This window comes from Paenibacillus periandrae, assembly GCF_022458865.1.
GTDB lineage: Bacteria > Bacillota > Bacilli > Paenibacillales > NBRC-103111 > Paenibacillus_S > Paenibacillus_S periandrae.
On sequence record NZ_JAJNMU010000016.1, the window covers coordinates 22,713 to 40,075 of the forward strand.

The window sequence follows — 17,363 nt, forward strand, 5'->3', positions numbered from 1 at the left end:
CATCCCCTAACTGGATACTGTGATGGCGAGCGTTGACAGCAGTGAACGCAGCCTACTGACTAATTGCTCCCCTTCCGTCAAATCACTAGCTACAATCGATACATACATGCGCGCCTTATAACGTCCAGCTGGTTGTTGATTCACCTTAAACGTATTCGCACTTAACGGAATGATTCCATGACGGCGTCCGTCCTTGTACAACAGCCCCTCGTACTCCATTGCATGCAGCACATCCCCAAAAGAAATCGGGTTCGAGCCCACCATCGATACATAGGTCAAATAACCTTCAAGCGAATGCGCACTCAGATAGTTGTCAAGCTGATGCTTGATAAGACTCATCGATTTTCTCGCATTGATTTCAACTAGCGGAACTATGCTGCCATCCTGAAGAATCATCGAATCGACGCAGACATGCCCGAAATAACCGCTCTTGTACAGTTGGACGGCAACGTCCTGCATCAGCTCCCAATAACCGTCCCGCTCCAGCTGCCGCATCAATGGAGGCGCTGTTGTTACCGAGCCTTGATAGGCAAAATCGGCATTCAGCACCTGCTGCACCGAAATCAAATGAAATCCACCATTCGGCAGGATTTCAAATTGGCACGAGAAGTCCAATTCCTTATTCAGCAGCGGCTCCACAATAAACAGAGTTTCCTTATCGGTTTTTTCCTGCTTGGAAATGTAGGCACTCACCCGGCTCAGCATGCTTTCCGTAGAAATCAGCAGATTCCCTTTACCGGATACACCAAAGGTATCCTTAATCAAGAACGCACCTGCATCCAGCAGTTTTTTGCCAATACGATCCAGCTCAACATGGCTCCTTACAAATTGACTTACGTTCCGAATACCGAGCTTATCTTTCAGCTCTGTTGAATAAGCTTTGGAATTCACATGCTTCACAATTTCAAGCGAGGGTGCATGAACCGTCCAGCCCTGCTGTTCAGCCAGTACATCCATGCCATTCAAAATCGCAAAGGGCTCCAATTCAGCATGCTTCGGCAGTTGTTGATTGAACAGAGGATTTGGCAATGTCGCCGTCAAGCGTTCGAATATATTCATTTCTCTGGATGCTGCAAGATCGGAATTGTCCAGATCCACTTTATTGCAGACAAAATGGAAGCCGATATCTTGCAAATAATGACGGTGCGCTGCATCCATCGCATAGCGGGTCAACAGCACATCCTGATCCCGGCAAAATACAAACAAGAGCTCATCCATAGCATTCACCAGGTTACGTGTCTGTAGATCAGGGATGGACGGCAGTCTGGTTAATCTTTCATCTCGCCAGCAGGTCTCGGCATCGAAGGTTCCACAATGAATACGGGGTAAGCGTTCTGCTCCTGTCATGCGCTTTGGGATTCAATAAAATAGCAGAACGTGTCAATCGAATTCAAATGGACCATGTCAAATTCATCAAAATCAATTTCGATATTGAATTCATCCTCTACCCGCAGTATGAAATTAATCAGCTGCAGTGAATCCAATCCTCCATCATTTAGCACATCCGAGCTTCCCTGCAAATTTTGAAGCAGCTCCGGTTCATTTTTGATTTCGCTGATAATCCCGATAATTTTTTCCTGAAGCATGAACTTCACTCCTTATTTGTTTGATTTATGAATCATGGCCGAATCGCTGGTTTTGACAATAACGGCCAGAATGTCTGTTTGGGCATACTTCCGGTTATAGTTCGTCATATGCAGCTGTCTGGCATCCGTAACAGATATCAGCTTAAGCTGGGAGGGCAAAGCTTTAATAATATGCTTGATCAAAGCGGCTTTGGTGAACCGCCATATGACTCCATCAATCGATGAATTCACCATATAACCTTCAGTCATCGACTTGCCGGATTCGGCTTCTTCCAAAATAACCGGATCAACGACCCAGATCTCACCATGATCCCGCAGCAGTCGGGCACACTCGGCAAAAGCCTTTTTATGATGGCGAATATGGTGAAAGCAGCGGGCAAATATAATCACATCAAAGCTTTTATCGTCCATGGGAACCTCATAAATCCCACTAAGCAGGTAAGAATCATACCTCCCCTTACGAACTCCATATTCCAGATAATGAGGGTTAATGTCCAAATTTACGATTTGCTTTGATTGCTGCTTGCCTACATGCTTGTTAAGCAGTCCGGTCCCGCAGCCAACCTGCAGCACCCTTCCTTTAAGCGGTGGCAAGAAACCATACACAGAGGTAGGTTTGGGAAAGTTCAACACAAACATCGACCATTCGTACAATCGTGGATGCTTTTCGATTAATCGTACAAGCTTGCTGACATAGAACGGATTTTTAAGCTTGTTTTTCGTAAAATCACGTTTATTCCACACATAATAGATGGGGTACAATACAATGAAATAGATCCAATATACGGCTTCCAACAGCCTGATGAATATCGGATGATCGGGTGTATGTATATGATGCTTAATACTATGATCGATCCCCCTATGATTCAAATCACTCTGCACGTTCACACCCCCATAAAATTGATATTAATGGTAAATGATGGTTATTGAATGATTGCTCAAGCTTAACAGAAGCGGCAGATAACCATCAATTGGACTTTTTTGTAAAAAAGCTTTTCATGCATTAGTACATTTTTGAAAAACTTGGACTTTTCTTGATATGTCTATAGTCAAGGCGGCCAATAGCCTATCCTTCAGAGGAATTCCATTCGTTAACCATCAGTTGGGAAATAGAAAAAAGACCTAATCTTCGCTTGAACGAAAATTAGATCTATGAATAACATTTGCTTATGATGGAACCTGTTTGTATTTAAAAAAATTCTGTTACGATGACTTGACCCATGAGATTCTTATTCCGCCTTTTGGGCAGGACTTGATAACGCCGCACATTCCCGAAAGGCAAAATGTTGGCAGCCCACGCATTTGTTGTAATCGAGCCTTTTCAGAGCATAATTGATGGCTTCCCCTGTATGCTCGAAGAAATGGTCATGCCCAATTTCCACATCAAGGCCTGTCTTTTTCATGAAAGCTCTTGGTTGATGTTGAATACCAGAAATGAGCACGATCCCGCCTGCATGGGTAACATGCTTCACAATATGGGCCAGGTTCGCCGCTCCTGTCGAGTCCATGAAGGGTACCCTTGCCATACGAAGCAGCAGCATTCGGTGATGTTCTTGGAGGGAATCCATAATTGAATGCTCAAACGTGCTCGCTACACCAAAAAATAAAGGACCGTCAATCGAATATATACTCAGCTGTGGGCAATCATGGCCTTCGCTCACCATATAGGATTTTACTTTTTCATGCTTCAGAGACGGATCTGGAAGCACCTTGGCTACTCCCAGCGTATCGCTCATCCGTTTGACAAACAGAAGCACTGCCATAATCAATCCAATTACAACTGCCATTGTTAAATCTGTAAATACCGTAAGCAGGAACGTGATGACGAGCACAACAGAGTCACTGGTTCTGGTTTTGAGTATTTCTGCAAAATGCTTACGTTCACTCATATTCCAGGCCACAACCATCAGGATCGGTGCCATGCTGGCTAGAGGAATGGCCGAGGCCAACGGAGCAAATAAGATCAGGATCAATAATACAACAATACCATGTACAACACCGGACATAGGCGATGCGGCACCATTTTTAATATTCGTTGCTGTTCGCGCAATCGCGCCTGTTGCCGGTATCCCCCCAAATAAAGGAGTCACCATATTCGCGATTCCTTGACCGATCAGCTCCTTGTTGCTGTTGTGTCGGCTGCCTGTCATTCCATCTGCGACAACAGCCGACAACAAGGATTCAATCCCGCCAAGCATCGCAATGACAAAAGCGGACGGGAGCAGCCCGATGATTTTATCGAAGGATAGCTGAGGTAGCTGGAGGCTGGGCAGGGTGCTTGGAATGTCCCCATAGGTTGATCCGATTGTAGCCACTTCACCTCTGAATAATAAGGCCGCTACGATTGCCGAAACAATTAACCCTACTAATGAACCCGGAATTTTAGCACTCAGTTTGGGCATAACAAGAATAACCCCTAAGCTGATAAGGGCTGTTAGCATAGTCCACACATTCGCCGTAGATATATGCAGCACCAATTCCTTCATGTTCGAAACAAAACCCTCATGGCGCTCCAAGTTTGTCAGCCCCAGAAAATTACCAATCTGACCCGTAAAGATAATAACGGCGATACCCGAAGTAAATCCGATCGTGACAGGTCGCGGAATGTACTTGATCAACACCCCAAGCCTCAATATCCCCATCAAGACCAGAAGGATGCCTCCCATCATACCGGCTATCAGTAAATCTTCGTACCCATACTGCATCACAATAGCAAATAAAATCGGAATAAACGCGCCTGTCGGACCACCAATCTGGAATTTGGAGCCACCAAGCAGTGAGATAAGAATACCGGCCACAATTGTCGTGTAAATGCCAAACTGCGGCTTTACCCCGGAGGCAATAGCAAAAGCCATCCCAAGAGGGATGGCAACAACGGCGACTATTAATCCTGATATGAGGTCTCGACGCAGCATTTGATAATTATAGCCTTCAAATCTCCCATACCCCTTCATAACAACCCTTCTTCTCATATATTTGATTATTTGAATATATAGCAATAATAAGACTAATAAACAAAAAAATCAATACCTCATTCTGAAGAACCTTACACCGGTGTAAAGAGCCTATTGTTCTGAGGCTCGCATGCTTTCCAGAAGCGAAATGGTGCCCACCAGATGGTTATCAAATATTTGTTTGGTAACCTGCAGCAAGTCCTTCACCAAGGGATCACGTAGGCTGTATACCACCGTTGTCCCCTCTTTGCTGCCATAGACAACATTTTTATTTCTTAATACTGAAAGCTGCTGCGAAACTGCTGAGCCTTCACTGCCGATAATAGCTTGTATCTCATTGACATTCTTATCTCCCTCGCAAAGAACTTCAAGGATGCGAATTCTCATCGGATGGGCCAACGCTTTGTAAAAATCAGCTTTAAATTGCTGGAGCTCAAGGTTCATAGTGATTTCTCCTCATAGATTCAAATATATAAATATTATCATATCATAAAACGATTCCTGTACAACTTTCATCCACACTAATCGACATTTTTTTAAGCAGGAACAATAGCTTGCTTTTTTTATGCAAACTCCTTATATTCAAATAACAAGATATTTAGTATTAACTAGATCACATATCGAGCAGGTATACTTAAATACAAATGAGGAATTAATCATATGACCACTAGACAGCTTGTTATTGATCAAGGCCTTGATTTTTTACAAAGGGTTGGCTCCGAACAGGTATGCAAGGTATGTATTATGAATGGGGGTTCATGCTGCAGCGGATGTGTTCATCTGGCTGATGGAAGGGGCTGTACCCTTAGAAATACAAGCTGCACGGCATGGCTATGCGGATTTCTTGGATTTTTTCTATATGAAACGGGGCTTTATCAGGAATGGACTGAATTCTGGAGACAGGTCCCTGGTCGTAATTATCGTATGGATAACACACCCGATATTTTCCCTATATCCAAAGCCTTGCCCAAACGAAACCTTCAATTTCTGAGTCACGAGCTTGCGGAGGATTTAAATGCCTTGTCCCTGCTGCATCCGCAAAAACGTTATATTCTTGACTTGAGGGAACAAATCGATAGTTGCCTGGACGAGTTATTTTATTGGAAAAGTCCTGAGAAACAGACCACTATTAAAAATAAATTGCGATTGTTATCAAAGGATTTTTCCCGGTTTAATCAAGCTTTGGCCAGCTACCGCAAAGATACTGAGTCCAGTGTGAATTCATGAGAAAAAAGCCCGCTGCATCCGTTTATCACAGTGGGCCTCATTGTATGAACATGCTTAAGCTATACCATTTTCCGTTTTCTCTTAGCAAATAGCCATACTGCAAGCAGCACGATTACCGCCCCAATGGCTGCAGGAAAGTAGGGAAACCCTGGCGAGCCGGCCGTCTGGGCTGCATCCGAATCGCCGGTATGCCTAGCATGGTTGTGTGTTGATGACTGACTGTCATTTCCCTTTGCCGTCTGATTGGCAGACTGCTGCTTGAACGTGACCAGCTGCAGCTGATCCGTAGTGCCATTCTCTTTGGTCAACCAGGAGGAAATGATGTTTTTGCCTTTCCATACGGTCGGATCAACCGAAGCCAAATGATAATGAATATCAATCAATGGATATTACTGACCACATTATTGATAATAACGCTGTATATAAGCGGTTATTGGCTATCATAAAATTTTCTGATTCATTATCAAACAATTCTTATAGAACGAATTCGGACACAAAATGAAAAACGCTCTTTCTCTAAAGAGCGCTCTGTTTCACATGAAAGTATCGTTCCACGTCCTTGCAAAAAGCGATTTCCGCAGGTGTCAGCTTGGCCTGCTTGCGCACTACAAAACCGTTCGTCCTTTTCAGATTCAACGAAGCTACCTTCCTGACCTCAAGCTCACCGATTTTCTTATCATCTGCGACCGTTGTATAGGGAAGAAAAGCTAAGCCCAGCTGAGATTTTACAGCTCTCTTGATCATTTCAAAATTACTCATTTGTAAAAACCGCACCTTAACCTGATGCTTCTCCAACTGCTCGGCAATGTACTGCTGCAAATATGGGCTTTGTGGCAGCAGTATCGTTTGATTTTGCAAATCTCTGCAGTAAATTACCTTTCTAAGGGCCCACGGATGACCTGCTGGTAAAATGAGTAAAAAATCATCTTCAAAAAGCACCGAAATGTCGTATTGATTATGTATATATTCATCCTTTGCATAAATCGGCATGAACGCAAGGTTCGTCCTGCCCTCACGAAGACAACGCACCAAATCCTCATAGCAATGTGTATAGACTTCAAGTAATTGCTTCGGAAAAGCAACATGAAAATGCATCAAAATATCTGTAAAAAAATATCCGGCAATATAATTGCTCACATAAACCGACAGGATCGATTCCTGTTGGGAAACATTTTTGATCTTGATCGACGCTTCATCAACCAGCTCGGTCATGAGCTTCGCATAATTCAGCAAAATCTCACCCTGCTTCGTTAACTGCACGGTTTTGCCTGAACGGTGGAACAGTGTCGTTTTGAACATTTCTTCCAGCTGTTGGATATGATTACTGATCGTGGGCTGGGAGCAATAAAGACGTCTCGCAGTTTCCGTAAACGAACTGCAATCGGCAAGAACAATGAAAGTTTCAATCTTTTCTAATATTTTCAGATTCATACACCTCAATGTGGTAGAAAAACTGCAAAGCTACTTCTTATTGATAAAGATTATCATTATCAGATTATGGAGTCAATACATATACCGTTCATTATCCGATATACCCCGAAAAAGAAAAGTTTATTCGAAGCTTATACAGAATAAGGAGGTGCTTACTTGATGGATAATGCCAAACAAAAGCTGCATAGCCGTCTGGAACAATGGAAAACAGCTGCCAGTCAACTCATATCCGGTTCCGAGGACAAACAAGAAGCCACTATTCTCGATCTCGATCCCGTTCTTCTTGATAAGTGTCATGATCTTGCAGAACAACAGCAAACAACGGTAAGTGCCGTGATTAATGATATTTTGCAGCAGCATTGGGTGCAAGCCCAAACCATGCCACAGCAAATCATTACCATTCAACAGCTGGAGCGCAATCCCTTGCTCTATCTGGACCAATTAACAAGCAGGGAATTTAACCGCTACGGAGGTGAACCGTATGCCGAGGATTGAGGAAATAAATTACCATCAGGCTGTTTTTTTGGATCAGACCGCATTGACAGCCCTCATGGATGAACAACAAACCGACTACAATCGGGCAAGAGCGCTTTTTCTTGACCTTGATGATTTGGAGCGTCCGCTCATTACAACGAATTATGTGATATTTGATACGCATCAGTGGCTGCGAAATCGCTGCAGCTTTGATCATGCGCAATTTTTTATCGATATTATCGATCAGTCTGTTGCCAAAGGTGTCCTTAAGGTGATATCCGGTAGCCCTGAGCTTGAGCAAGAATCCAAGCAGCTCATTGGAAGCTGTCCCGAGCTTCGCCTGTCATTAAGTGAGGCGTTAACGGCTGTCGTTATGCTCTCTTATCAGGTCAAACGGATTTTCACCTTTAATCCGAACCATTCTTTTCTCCCGAAGCTGGATGGCGAAATCAAAGTGATGCCGAGCGGAGTGTAGATGTTGTTAAGACGCAAATTGACTAATAAATAAACCGGAGTTCCGCTAATCGGAGCTGCGGTTTATTTACTATTTCTTCTATTATAACTGTGATCTGGATATACGTGAATAATCAGGGAAAGGATGCGGAAATATAGGTTTAGTTACAAACAGCTCATTCGAAGGAGGTTTGGAATGAAGAAATATTTAGGCTGTCTGACCCTTCTTTTATGTTTCCATTTGTCAACCGTTTCAGCCAGTGAAATCAAAAGTCCTTCCATTCAGATTCAAGAGTCTGATCAAGAGCAAATCCAACCCCTATCAAGAAATAGAGGCAGCTATCGTTCACCCTCTGGATCATTTTCAGGAGGTAATAGGGCTACCCCAGGAAATGGGTATACGACCGGACCAAGATCCCCTTCCAGCAATGTAACACGCAATCCAAGAAATCAATCGGGACAACAGGCGAGCCCAACAAGTCGCTGGGGTGGTTTCTTAGGAGGGCTTGCAACTGGAGCTATCATTGGACATTTGTTGAATCCTTTTGGTTTTGGTGGTGGAGGGGGGGGTTTTTCGCTCATCGGGATTCTTTTTTGGGGTGTTATCATCTACTTCGGCTATAGATGGTTTAAAAATTACAGGGAGAAAAACAGATGAAAATTATTTTTAATGAACAGGATCTCATCGATTCAACCTGTGTATTTGGTGCCATTACCTACCATGAGGTTATTGAAAATATTCAAGCCGAATTGCATCACGAGGAAGGAAAAGGAATTACAGCAACTCTGCATACATCCAACAATCAAAAGAACTATCAGCTATCGGAGCAGGACATTATAGATGGTGCGGCCCTTTACTTGGAAGAGTATCATCATTTTGACCCTAATCAACTAGTGATTCAGTTATTTTATGAGGAGGAAACCGGATTCGCAGCAGAGATCGAAAACCTTTTACTAACAAAAAAAACGTATTAGCCCTACAAAAAAGAATGCTGACGAATTCATTCGGCAGCATTCTTAATGTGCTTAAATTTACATATACAAAATGATCAGGATTTAATCATATCGTGATCAACATAACGCTCACCGTTGATTTCACTAATGACATTAATCGCTACCTTTGCGCCATCTCCGGCAGTAATGATCGTATGCACACTCACACCTGCTGCTGTTCCCGCTGCCCAGATACCTTCAACCGAAGTTTTGCCTTCTGGTGTAGTGGCATATATCGTTTTAATGCGAGGTTCAGTTGCCGGTTTGGTTTCAATCCCGATTTGCTGCGCAAGGTCGGTAAGTACACCCGTTGCCAGAATGAGATGCTTGCCCTCATAGTGTGCACCTTCGGTCCCAACCTGAAAGCCCTCCGAGGCTTTAGCGATTTGAATCGCTTTTCCTTGAATGAATTCGGCTCCGAATTTGGCAGCCTGCTTTTTCCCGAGTTCAATCAGGTCCGGTCCGGTTATTTCCGATACACCATAATGATTTTCAACCCAGGCACGTTTGGTAATGCTTTGATCATTGTCGATAACCAATGTTTTCTTCCCTGCTTTTGCCGCGAATAACGCCGCACTCGCCCCTGCAGGACCCGCTCCAATTACAATAATATCGTACATTCTGAACTTCTCCCTTCAATTATTATTCCTGTTATTTCCACTGATGCAGCTATAGCTTGTCGGTAATTTCTATGCTACACAAAGCCCCGATCAAAGTCAAAATCACCGCTAAAACACGGATGTATCTTCACCGAATAGGCTTCGATCAGAAGCTTTACTTATAAACACTGTCGTAGGCTTTTTGGTAAATTTTCATATATTGCGGCAGATTCAGACCATCAAGTCCTTTCACATAGGCATCCCAGTCATTATTGAGATTTTTACGGCCAATAATAAACTCGACCATCGACGTTTTGACATAGGCATTGATCGTTGTTCGCAGCTGATTCGCTGCATCGGCATCCTGAGGGTCCATGAAGATGCTTATCGGATACATCTCTTTTGGTTGGTACTTCTCATACTTTTGCGTTGCCAAATACAGCCGGTATTCATAGCCGCCATTTCCGAGTGGATCCTGAGGCACGGCAAACGATTCCCGATAATCACGTGTCCGCAGCGACGACCCCATCTGGCTCCAATGTTCATTTTGCTGCTGAATCGAATCAAATTCCGGAGCCGTTATATATTTGGCTGGACGTCCGCGAACATCCTTCTCCTCTGGCTTGGCTTTGGACCACCATTTTCCTTCCGGTCCAAATATCGATAACAAAGCAGCTTCCTCCGTATACATATAATCGGCGAGCTTCATGGCTGCTATTGCTTTTTCCTTTGAAGCTTTGTTGGTAATAGCAAACGTCCCGTTGCCAACCCCTGCAAAATACCCGCTCAGCTGCACGCCATCCGGCCCTTTGAGCGGCGGAACCGCATCATAATCCTTATGTCGTGTTTTACCTGGAGCCGTATCGACAACCATCCCGATGTGTCCTGCCGTAAATGAGCCGAGGATCGCCGTATCCGGATTATTGCCCAGCTGCTTCAAGCCATCCTGATTTTGTGTAAATGAGGCTTGATCGATCAGACCCTCCTTGTATAGACGATTCATATATTCCAAGCCCTTTTTCCATTCTGGCTTATTGGGTGCAAAATCCACCTTGCCATCCTTCATCGTGAAATAATCTGCGGAATTGTTATAAATAAATGCCGACATCAGAAATCCGTCAATATTGCCATGCCATGTTGCTGGATCCCCTGCGCCGCTAAGTGGAATTTCGTCTGCTTTGCCATTGCCGTTAGGGTCCTTCTCTTTGAAGGCCTTCAATACTTGGTAGTATTCCTCAGTCGTGGTTGGCATGCTTAAGCCGAGCTTTTCCAGCCACTTCGTGTTGATCCACATCTTTTGTGCATACCAGCAATGATAGCATTCGTTAATCTGCGGTATCGAATATATTTTACCGTCCGGCGCCGTAATCCCCTTTTGTAAATACGGGATGTCCTTGAACGCTTTTTTTACGTTGGGCGCATATTGATCGATCAGGTCATTCAGTGGAATAAACACACCCTGCTGCCCATACTTCAACTGCTCAGCCTGTGTCAAATTCCCATCCAAAAACAGCTCCGGATAATCCCCGCTTGCCAGCAGCAGCTGCTTTTTGTCATTCAGGCCGGCATTGGGAACAACCTCCCATTTGAACTTGATATTCAATTTGTTCTCGACATATTTACTGAATGTATTCGTCTCCAAATTTTCCACATCCGCCCGCTGTCCACTGAACACAGACAAAGTTATCGGGGCATTGCCATCCTTGGGTGCCGCTTCCTTATCCCCCTCGGGATTGCCGCTGCAAGCCGTAACGAGCAGCATCAGGCTTAGAGCCCATGCACAGCATGCCGTGATTTTTTTATTCATAATAACGCTCCCTCATTTCAATTTATCCCTTAAGAGACCCGATCATAATACCTTTAACAAAATGCTTTTGAATAAAAGGATACAAAATCAGCACAGGCAAGCTGGAGATGACGATCAAGGAAAACTTTAGCAAATCCTTCAGGCCTTCTCTAACAGCCATTTGATTGGCATCGATCATCATCGAAGAAGCGTCAATGTTATTAAGAATCAAAATATTGCGCAATATGATTTGCAGCGGAAACAGATTGGAGGATTTGAGGAAAATTAGCGCGTCAAAATAAGCATTCCAATGGCCCACTGCATACATCAGCACCAATACTGCGATAATCGGCTTCGATAAGGGAAGTACGACCCTTAACAAAAATTGCAAATCACTGCACCCGTCAAGCTCTGCAGCCTCATACAATTCCTCCGGTATCGTCGTTTGAAAAAAAGTCCTGGCAATAATCACCTGCCATACCGCCATTGCCTGCGGCAGCAGCATCGCCCATGGCGTATTGAGAATCCCTACACTTTTCACCGTCATATAGTAGGGAATCAGCCCGCCGTTAAACAGCATCGTAATGACCAGCAGCACCATGATCACATTCCGGCCCTTAAAATCCTTTCTTGCTAATGGATACGCGAGCATTACCGTTAAAATAATGTTAATACAGACGCCAGCAATCGTATACAAGGCGGAATTGCGGTAGCCGATCATTATTTGCGGATTTTTGAACGCAGCCTCGTAGCCCGCCAGACTAAAATCAACAGGAAACAGCCACACTCTTCCCGAAACTACCGCCTGCGGTGAACTGAAGGAGGAGCTTACAATGTATACAAGCGGGTACAGTACGCTTATAAGCACAGCCCCCAGGAATACATAAATACAAGCCAGAAAAAGCTTATCTACATGGGATTCACGAATTGCATTCGATTTGGACATGTTCTCAGGCCTCCTCTACCATAGGCTGGTTTCGGAACTTTTTCGGGCGATGAAGTTCACAAACAGCAGCAAAATCAGGTTAATTACTGAATTGAACAAACCGATTGCTGCGGAGAAGCTAAAGTTGGCGCCGATCAAGCCGATTTTGTAAACATAAGTAGATATCACTTCGGACGTACCGGTATTCAGCGGATTTTGCAGCAGAAATACTTTTTCAAATCCGACATTCATTAATTGACCCACGTTTAAAATAAGTAAAATGACCGCCGCGGGCATGATTCCGGGAATATCGATGTTGAATATTTTTTGCAGGCGCGATGCCCCGTCCACCTTAGCCGCCTCATACAACTGCGGATTGATTCCTGCCAGTGCAGCCATGTAAATGATTGCCCCATAGCCGGTATGCTGCCAAACATCTGACCACACATAAATGTGTCTGAACAGCTCCGGCAGCCCGAGAATATTTACGGACTCCATATCAAACGCTTTCAAAACACTGCCAGCAAAACCGACCCGTGGAGATAAAAAGATAATAATCATGGAAACCATGACCACTGTAGAAATAAAATAAGGCGCATAGGTGACCATTTGAACTGTTTTTTTGAACAGCCCCTGCCGAAGCTCATTCAGTGCCAGTGCCAATATAATCGGAGCTGGAAACCCCACTAGCAGAGCATAGAGATTTAAAAATAATGTATTTTGGATCAGAACCGGAAAATTCGGTGATTGAAAAAACTGCTCGAAGTGCTTCAATCCCACCCACGGGCTTCCCAACATTCCCTTGACTACGTTGTAATCCTTGAATGCAATTTGGGCGCCAAACATGGGGATGTACTTGAAGATGACCAGGTACAGCAGCGGAAGAATGACGATTAGATACAGTTGCCAGTGTCTTTTAATGGAAAGCTCCCCCTCCCAAACCCTCCCCTAAGGGAGGGCCCCAAAGGGCTTGGCCCTCTGGACTCCCTTGGTGGTATGCGAAACAGTGTGCGGTTTGGACCGCTCCGTCCCTTACGGGACGCGCTTTACTTTTGGTGTGATGCTGGTGGTGAGGCTGTGTGCGGTTTGGCTCGCTCCGTCCCTTACGGGACACGCTTAACTTTTGGTGTGATGCTGGTGGTGAGGCTACCAGTTTTCGGGGACGCATCGTCCCTTTGGGACTCGCTGTATGGTTGTTGGTTCTACAGCGTTGGTACAGCATTTTACTTTTGGCGTGATGCTTGGTGGTGAGGCTGTGTATTTTCGGGGACCCATCATCCCTTTGGGACTCGCTGGTGAAGTTGGCCTCCTTTACTCATTTAAATTTTACAATAGTTGGGGTCTTAGAGCTTATTTTCAATTTAGAGGTCCCTTGGTCTTTGATCAACAATCCATTTTCCTGTTGGCAAACTGTTTTCTTTTGCAAGGACAACGGATGCTGCAAGCGATTTTCGCAGACCATACTTAATTCGTAATAATTTGAAAAGCATCATTTGTAAACACTTTTCACCTTGCGATAATCCCCGGGTGATACACCCGCATGTTTTTTAAACACTCGGCGAAATGAGATCGAATTGACATACCCTACCTTTTCGGAAATATCCTGAATAGGCCAGTCGGTCTCACACAGCCATTGCTGTGCTTGTCGCATCCGGATTTGGGTCAGAAAATCGATAAATTTTTCCCCGAACTCTTCTTTAAATACATAGCTGATATATTTGCCATTCATGCGAAACTGCTGCCCCAGATGGTCAAGCGACAGCTCTGGATTCATAAAGTTCTGCTCAATATATTGTTTAAGCTCCCTAAGTAAATCATGAAGCTGTGCACGATTATGGAATGCCTCCACACGCTGATACCAACTATTCAGAACCTCGGTAAACTGCTGTTGGATTTCTTCCAACGTTTCGAACTGATCCATAGCCTGTTCCAGCCTCTCCAGCTCTCCTTCCTCCATCCAGCTGCCGGTCTTCGGCATTTTGCTTAGCTCCTTTTTTAATGAGCAGATCAAATCATTCAACACGATCAATATAAATTCCCTGGAAAGCATATCTTTTTTCATTTCGCAAAAAATGGCTTCCAGGCACTGCTGCCATTTTTCTTGATAGATACCGAAGCTTTCAATCATTTTAAGCAAAAGCTGAACATATTTGAGACGATCCTCCTGGGAGTGAAGCTCCAAATCCTTTTGGAGAATAATTCGATTATGACCAAGCACGGCCTTATATTGCAGCGATCTCAGCGCAGCTTTATAGGAATGAGCTATATCAACGGGCTGCTCTGCTATCGTACCCAAAGCTATCGTGACGGTGTATTTGAGGTTAGCTTTTAACCAGGTCTGAACTTGCTCACAGGCATGAAAAATCAGATCGCTCGTCGCTTCCTCCTCATTCGGCCTGCTTACAATGGCACTGAGCTGGTGATCTGACGTCCATTCAATCCAAACTGATATCCTATGACTATCCATTACCTCCTTGAAAGCGCTTGCCATTACGAATTTAATCAAATATTGATCGTGTTCGCTATAAGCCTGAATAAATTCAGTGCTCCGATCAATCTCTGCGACAATAACGAGCTGTTGCTCAAACGTATCGCTCATCTGGAGTCTGCGCATTTGTGTGCTCCATTCAGTCAGCTGAATTTTCGGTGCACCTCTCAGTAATTCGTGGAAAAACAATTTCTTACGCACTCGCAGCTCATCCTCATACTGCTGGGCTATCCGGTTCGATTGCTCCATCAGGCTTCCCAAAGCGGTGCCAATCACCTTAAATTCATCTATTGTATCTCCACCTATAATCGGTTTCATCGGATGCGAATAGGCATGAATACGCGAGAGCAGCTCGTCGATCGGCTTATAGTTTTTACGTGTGACATATAAAATCGAAATCATACCCAGTGTAAAAGCTATAATTCCCAGAACGATCCAAAATCCCGAAACTGTTGAGGCCACACTGATCAGCGTCCCCGCCATCAAGCCGCTGCGTATAACCCAGCCTGTGTAAGTTGAGGCTTCGGCCGAGATCATCTGGTTGTCCTCTATTTGTGAATCCCGGCTACGGCCGTCGTCGAACAGCAGCTCCCCATTCCGGTCGAACAAGCTCACGAACCGAAATGAGTTATGATACAGCTCCAGCACCTTTTTCTGCAGCTGGGCCGTACTCACATTGACAACAAGCACCCCTTTTTCTACATTTGATGGGGAATGGCGAACCAGACTGACAACCGACTTGGTATCCATCCTTACAAACTCGCGAAATTTACGCAAATTTGACCATTGATTCGGATAGGGATCCCGCTTCATTTGATCAACAAAAGCAGCGTCCGTAAAGCTTTCTCTGCCATTCAAAATATTGCCGTTATACACAAACTGGTCATGGTAACGCACCAGATAGATCGAATCAATCAACGGATTCATCTGCTTCAAATTTTTAATCTTATCGGCAATTTTATAGTTCAACAGCACATCACCAGAATCCGTTTCTTCAAAAAATTGCTTGAACAGCTCATTATTCAACAGTTCATTAATAACCAAATAATCAATGGATTGCAGTGTCGCGTCAATGTAGTATAATACCTGTCGGGTAAATACCTGGTTAGCCATAGACAGGTCCTTCTTGTTTTGCTCTGCCAGTGTCTGGAAAAATACGAAAAATAAAAAGCAGACAACAATCATAAACATCGGAATATACGACCATAACATCCGCTGGTACCATACTTTTTTCATTCGCAACCCCACCTTTGGGTTAAATTGGTAATTCAATTATAAGACGAATAAATCGAACATTTAATGGTCAATAAGAACCTATTGTTGCACAATACAAATAACTTGCAATTCCTCACTATTTGCATTTACACTAATGTCACTTATACGCGGCAAGAAAAGGAGCTCTACAATCATGAACTGGCGATCACCCTACGTGTTATTAATATTGGCAACCTGTCTGTGGGGCGGGAATTTTGTTGTTGGAAAAGTACTTGTGGCGGATATCCCACCCATTCTATTAGCTACTTTGCGCTGGTGTATTGCGTTAATCGTGATAACACCCCTATATGCCAAGGAAGCCTGGAAGCATCGTGCCCTAATTATAGAAAAATGGAAAATGCTCACGTTCCTATCGCTGACCGGAGTTGCAGGCTTCAATACGCTTGTATATATGGCTGTACAGTACACGAGCTCGATCAACGCGGCGGTTATGAATGCAGCTACACCAATTCTGATCATTATGGTTTCTTGGGTAATGCTGAAGGAGTCAATTAGCTTGAAAACGATACCGGGCATTGGTCTTTCCATGCTGGGTGTGTTGTGGATGATCACTCGCGGCAGTTGGGATGTGCTTGTTGGTCTTTCCTTTAATAAAGGCGATCTATGGATGCTTGCGGCGATTTTATGCTGGGCGTTATACTCCGTAGGAATGCGGCGTTCTGCCAAACAGGTTCCGGCCCAAGCATTATTTGTGTATACGATTATGATTTCTGTTGTATTGCTGATTCCTCTTTCCATTGTTGAAGCACTGCTCGTTAAGCCTGTACTGCATATTTCACTCGGTATCGGCTCAGGTATCGTCTATATTGGGGTATTCGCTTCCTTAGTCGCATTCTCGGCGTGGAATCAATCGATTGCGCTCATCGGACCTGCCCGCTGCGCCGGATTCCTCAATCTCATTCCCCTATTCAGTACCATCTTTGCTACAGCCTTTACCGGAGAAAGTATTCACATCTACCATTTCGTAGGAGCTGCTCTGATCCTCACAGGCATTTATGCTGCCAATGGCAAGCTGCGGCTCAGGCAGTCCGCTCCATAATAATACCCGCTAGAAGTCCGGTGAATAACGAGCGCAGCGGCCAAATGATCCTGGAGAAGCGTAAGCGTTCGCCTTTGAAATCGTGAATAAACCCCTTAATCTCATCCAGTTTCACGATTTCAACAGCGATCGG

The 17,363-nt window shown here is 44.3% G+C and carries 20 protein-coding genes; 7 read left to right on the forward strand and 13 right to left on the reverse strand.

Annotated elements, in window-relative coordinates; all coding sequences use genetic code 11:
* Positions 1-6: 6 nt before the first annotated feature.
* The 5 genes from LRL21_RS25370 to LRL21_RS25390 form a co-directional block, all read right to left on the reverse strand.
* A complete protein-coding gene (locus LRL21_RS25370; RefSeq protein WP_240418574.1) occupies positions 7-1,347 on the reverse strand; it encodes a hypothetical protein in 1,341 nt (446 codons plus the stop codon).
* Positions 1,344-1,586, reverse strand: coding sequence for an acyl carrier protein (locus LRL21_RS25375; protein WP_076228687.1), 243 nt, complete (start codon positions 1,584-1,586; stop codon positions 1,344-1,346). Before LRL21_RS25375 ends, LRL21_RS25370 begins: the two co-directional genes overlap by 4 nt.
* Positions 1,587-1,598: 12 nt before the next feature.
* On the reverse strand, positions 1,599-2,468 hold the full coding sequence (locus LRL21_RS25380) for a class I SAM-dependent methyltransferase (protein ID WP_240418575.1): 870 nt from the start codon (positions 2,466-2,468) through the stop codon (positions 1,599-1,601).
* 347 nt (positions 2,469-2,815) lie between these two features.
* On the reverse strand, positions 2,816-4,540 hold the full coding sequence (locus LRL21_RS25385) for a SulP family inorganic anion transporter (protein ID WP_240418576.1): 1,725 nt from the start codon (positions 4,538-4,540) through the stop codon (positions 2,816-2,818).
* Positions 4,541-4,651: 111 nt separating this feature from the next.
* Positions 4,652-4,984 carry an ArsR/SmtB family transcription factor gene (locus LRL21_RS25390; protein WP_076228684.1) on the reverse strand — a complete coding sequence of 111 codons (333 nt, stop codon included), beginning with the start codon at positions 4,982-4,984 and terminating at the stop codon, positions 4,652-4,654.
* A 216-nt stretch (positions 4,985-5,200) separates the two neighbouring features.
* On the opposite strand from LRL21_RS25390, the gene LRL21_RS25395 reads away from it, so the two are divergent.
* The gene (locus LRL21_RS25395) at positions 5,201-5,767 is read left to right on the forward strand and encodes a hypothetical protein (RefSeq protein ID WP_240418577.1); all 567 of its coding nucleotides are present in this window, start codon (positions 5,201-5,203) and stop codon (positions 5,765-5,767) included.
* Positions 5,768-5,826: 59 nt separating this feature from the next.
* Here LRL21_RS25395 and LRL21_RS25400 read toward each other — a convergent pair whose 3' ends face one another.
* Both LRL21_RS25400 and LRL21_RS25405 read right to left on the reverse strand, forming a co-directional pair.
* A complete protein-coding gene (locus LRL21_RS25400) occupies positions 5,827-6,150 on the reverse strand; it encodes an LPXTG cell wall anchor domain-containing protein (protein ID WP_240418578.1) in 324 nt (107 codons plus the stop codon).
* A gap of 133 nt (positions 6,151-6,283) precedes the next feature.
* Positions 6,284-7,198, reverse strand: a complete 915-nt coding sequence (locus tag LRL21_RS25405) for a LysR family transcriptional regulator (RefSeq protein WP_240418579.1) — start codon at positions 7,196-7,198, stop codon at positions 6,284-6,286.
* 159 nt (positions 7,199-7,357) lie between these two features.
* Between LRL21_RS25405 and LRL21_RS25410 the strand changes: the two genes are divergently transcribed.
* From LRL21_RS25410 to LRL21_RS25425, 4 genes are all read left to right on the forward strand, one after another.
* Positions 7,358-7,693 carry a hypothetical protein gene (locus LRL21_RS25410; RefSeq protein ID WP_240418580.1) on the forward strand — a complete coding sequence of 112 codons (336 nt, stop codon included), beginning with the start codon at positions 7,358-7,360 and terminating at the stop codon, positions 7,691-7,693.
* Positions 7,680-8,147: a type II toxin-antitoxin system VapC family toxin gene (locus LRL21_RS25415; protein ID WP_240418581.1), complete on the forward strand. Its 468-nt coding sequence runs from the start codon at positions 7,680-7,682 to the stop codon at positions 8,145-8,147. The genes LRL21_RS25410 and LRL21_RS25415 overlap by 14 nt, the downstream gene beginning before the upstream one ends.
* Positions 8,148-8,321: 174 nt before the next feature.
* A complete protein-coding gene (locus LRL21_RS25420) occupies positions 8,322-8,783 on the forward strand; it encodes a DUF2076 domain-containing protein (RefSeq protein ID WP_240418582.1) in 462 nt (153 codons plus the stop codon).
* Positions 8,780-9,100: a DUF2653 family protein gene (locus LRL21_RS25425; protein ID WP_240418583.1), complete on the forward strand. Its 321-nt coding sequence runs from the start codon at positions 8,780-8,782 to the stop codon at positions 9,098-9,100. The genes LRL21_RS25420 and LRL21_RS25425 overlap by 4 nt, the downstream gene beginning before the upstream one ends.
* 74 nt (positions 9,101-9,174) lie before the next feature.
* Here the strand turns inward: LRL21_RS25425 and LRL21_RS25430 are convergent, their stop codons facing one another.
* From LRL21_RS25430 to LRL21_RS25445, 4 genes are all read right to left on the reverse strand, one after another.
* Complete coding sequence (locus tag LRL21_RS25430) at positions 9,175-9,738, reverse strand: FAD-dependent oxidoreductase (RefSeq protein WP_240418584.1); 564 nt, start codon at positions 9,736-9,738, stop codon at positions 9,175-9,177.
* A 154-nt stretch (positions 9,739-9,892) separates the two neighbouring features.
* Positions 9,893-11,524 carry an ABC transporter substrate-binding protein gene (locus tag LRL21_RS25435; RefSeq protein WP_240418585.1) on the reverse strand — a complete coding sequence of 544 codons (1,632 nt, stop codon included), beginning with the start codon at positions 11,522-11,524 and terminating at the stop codon, positions 9,893-9,895.
* A 22-nt stretch (positions 11,525-11,546) separates the two neighbouring features.
* Complete coding sequence (locus LRL21_RS25440; RefSeq protein WP_240418586.1) at positions 11,547-12,449, reverse strand: carbohydrate ABC transporter permease; 903 nt, start codon at positions 12,447-12,449, stop codon at positions 11,547-11,549.
* A gap of 15 nt (positions 12,450-12,464) precedes the next feature.
* Positions 12,465-13,349, reverse strand: a complete 885-nt coding sequence (locus LRL21_RS25445) for an ABC transporter permease (RefSeq protein ID WP_240418758.1) — start codon at positions 13,347-13,349, stop codon at positions 12,465-12,467.
* Between the two features lie 268 nt (positions 13,350-13,617).
* On the opposite strand from LRL21_RS25445, the gene LRL21_RS25450 reads away from it, so the two are divergent.
* Positions 13,618-13,896 (forward strand): hypothetical protein, encoded by a 279-nt coding sequence (locus LRL21_RS25450; protein ID WP_240418587.1) that lies wholly within the window; start codon positions 13,618-13,620, stop codon positions 13,894-13,896.
* Positions 13,897-13,917: 21 nt separating this feature from the next.
* On the opposite strand, the gene LRL21_RS25455 is transcribed toward LRL21_RS25450, so the two are convergent.
* Positions 13,918-16,152, reverse strand: a complete 2,235-nt coding sequence (locus LRL21_RS25455) for a helix-turn-helix domain-containing protein (RefSeq protein ID WP_240418588.1) — start codon at positions 16,150-16,152, stop codon at positions 13,918-13,920.
* Between the two features lie 172 nt (positions 16,153-16,324).
* Between LRL21_RS25455 and LRL21_RS25460 the strand changes: the two genes are divergently transcribed.
* A complete protein-coding gene (locus LRL21_RS25460) occupies positions 16,325-17,230 on the forward strand; it encodes a DMT family transporter (protein ID WP_240418589.1) in 906 nt (301 codons plus the stop codon).
* Here LRL21_RS25460 and LRL21_RS45785 read toward each other — a convergent pair.
* Positions 17,211-17,345 (reverse strand): hypothetical protein, encoded by a 135-nt coding sequence (locus LRL21_RS45785; protein WP_275900900.1) that lies wholly within the window; start codon positions 17,343-17,345, stop codon positions 17,211-17,213. The two genes, LRL21_RS25460 and LRL21_RS45785, sit on opposite strands and share 20 nt — an antisense overlap.
* Between the last annotated feature and the right edge of the window lie 18 nt (positions 17,346-17,363).

Coding starts and splice junctions, on each gene's coding strand:
- LRL21_RS25410 (WP_240418580.1), top strand. CDS start 7,358: ATGGATAATGCCAAACAAAAGCTGCATAGCCGTCTGGAACAATGGAAA.
- LRL21_RS25375 (WP_076228687.1), bottom strand. CDS start 1,586: ATGCTTCAGGAAAAAATTATCGGGATTATCAGCGAAATCAAAAATGAA.
- LRL21_RS25460 (WP_240418589.1), top strand. CDS start 16,325: ATGAACTGGCGATCACCCTACGTGTTATTAATATTGGCAACCTGTCTG.
- LRL21_RS25450 (WP_240418587.1), top strand. CDS start 13,618: ATGGTTGTTGGTTCTACAGCGTTGGTACAGCATTTTACTTTTGGCGTG.
- LRL21_RS25390 (WP_076228684.1), bottom strand. CDS start 4,984: ATGAACCTTGAGCTCCAGCAATTTAAAGCTGATTTTTACAAAGCGTTG.
- LRL21_RS25435 (WP_240418585.1), bottom strand. CDS start 11,524: ATGAATAAAAAAATCACGGCATGCTGTGCATGGGCTCTAAGCCTGATG.
- LRL21_RS25405 (WP_240418579.1), bottom strand. CDS start 7,198: ATGAATCTGAAAATATTAGAAAAGATTGAAACTTTCATTGTTCTTGCC.
- LRL21_RS25420 (WP_240418582.1), top strand. CDS start 8,322: ATGAAGAAATATTTAGGCTGTCTGACCCTTCTTTTATGTTTCCATTTG.
- LRL21_RS25440 (WP_240418586.1), bottom strand. CDS start 12,449: ATGTCCAAATCGAATGCAATTCGTGAATCCCATGTAGATAAGCTTTTT.
- LRL21_RS25425 (WP_240418583.1), top strand. CDS start 8,780: ATGAAAATTATTTTTAATGAACAGGATCTCATCGATTCAACCTGTGTA.
- LRL21_RS25395 (WP_240418577.1), top strand. CDS start 5,201: ATGACCACTAGACAGCTTGTTATTGATCAAGGCCTTGATTTTTTACAA.
- LRL21_RS25430 (WP_240418584.1), bottom strand. CDS start 9,738: ATGTACGATATTATTGTAATTGGAGCGGGTCCTGCAGGGGCGAGTGCG.
- LRL21_RS25415 (WP_240418581.1), top strand. CDS start 7,680: ATGCCGAGGATTGAGGAAATAAATTACCATCAGGCTGTTTTTTTGGAT.
- LRL21_RS25455 (WP_240418588.1), bottom strand. CDS start 16,152: ATGAAAAAAGTATGGTACCAGCGGATGTTATGGTCGTATATTCCGATG.
- LRL21_RS25385 (WP_240418576.1), bottom strand. CDS start 4,540: ATGAAGGGGTATGGGAGATTTGAAGGCTATAATTATCAAATGCTGCGT.
- LRL21_RS25370 (WP_240418574.1), bottom strand. CDS start 1,347: ATGACAGGAGCAGAACGCTTACCCCGTATTCATTGTGGAACCTTCGAT.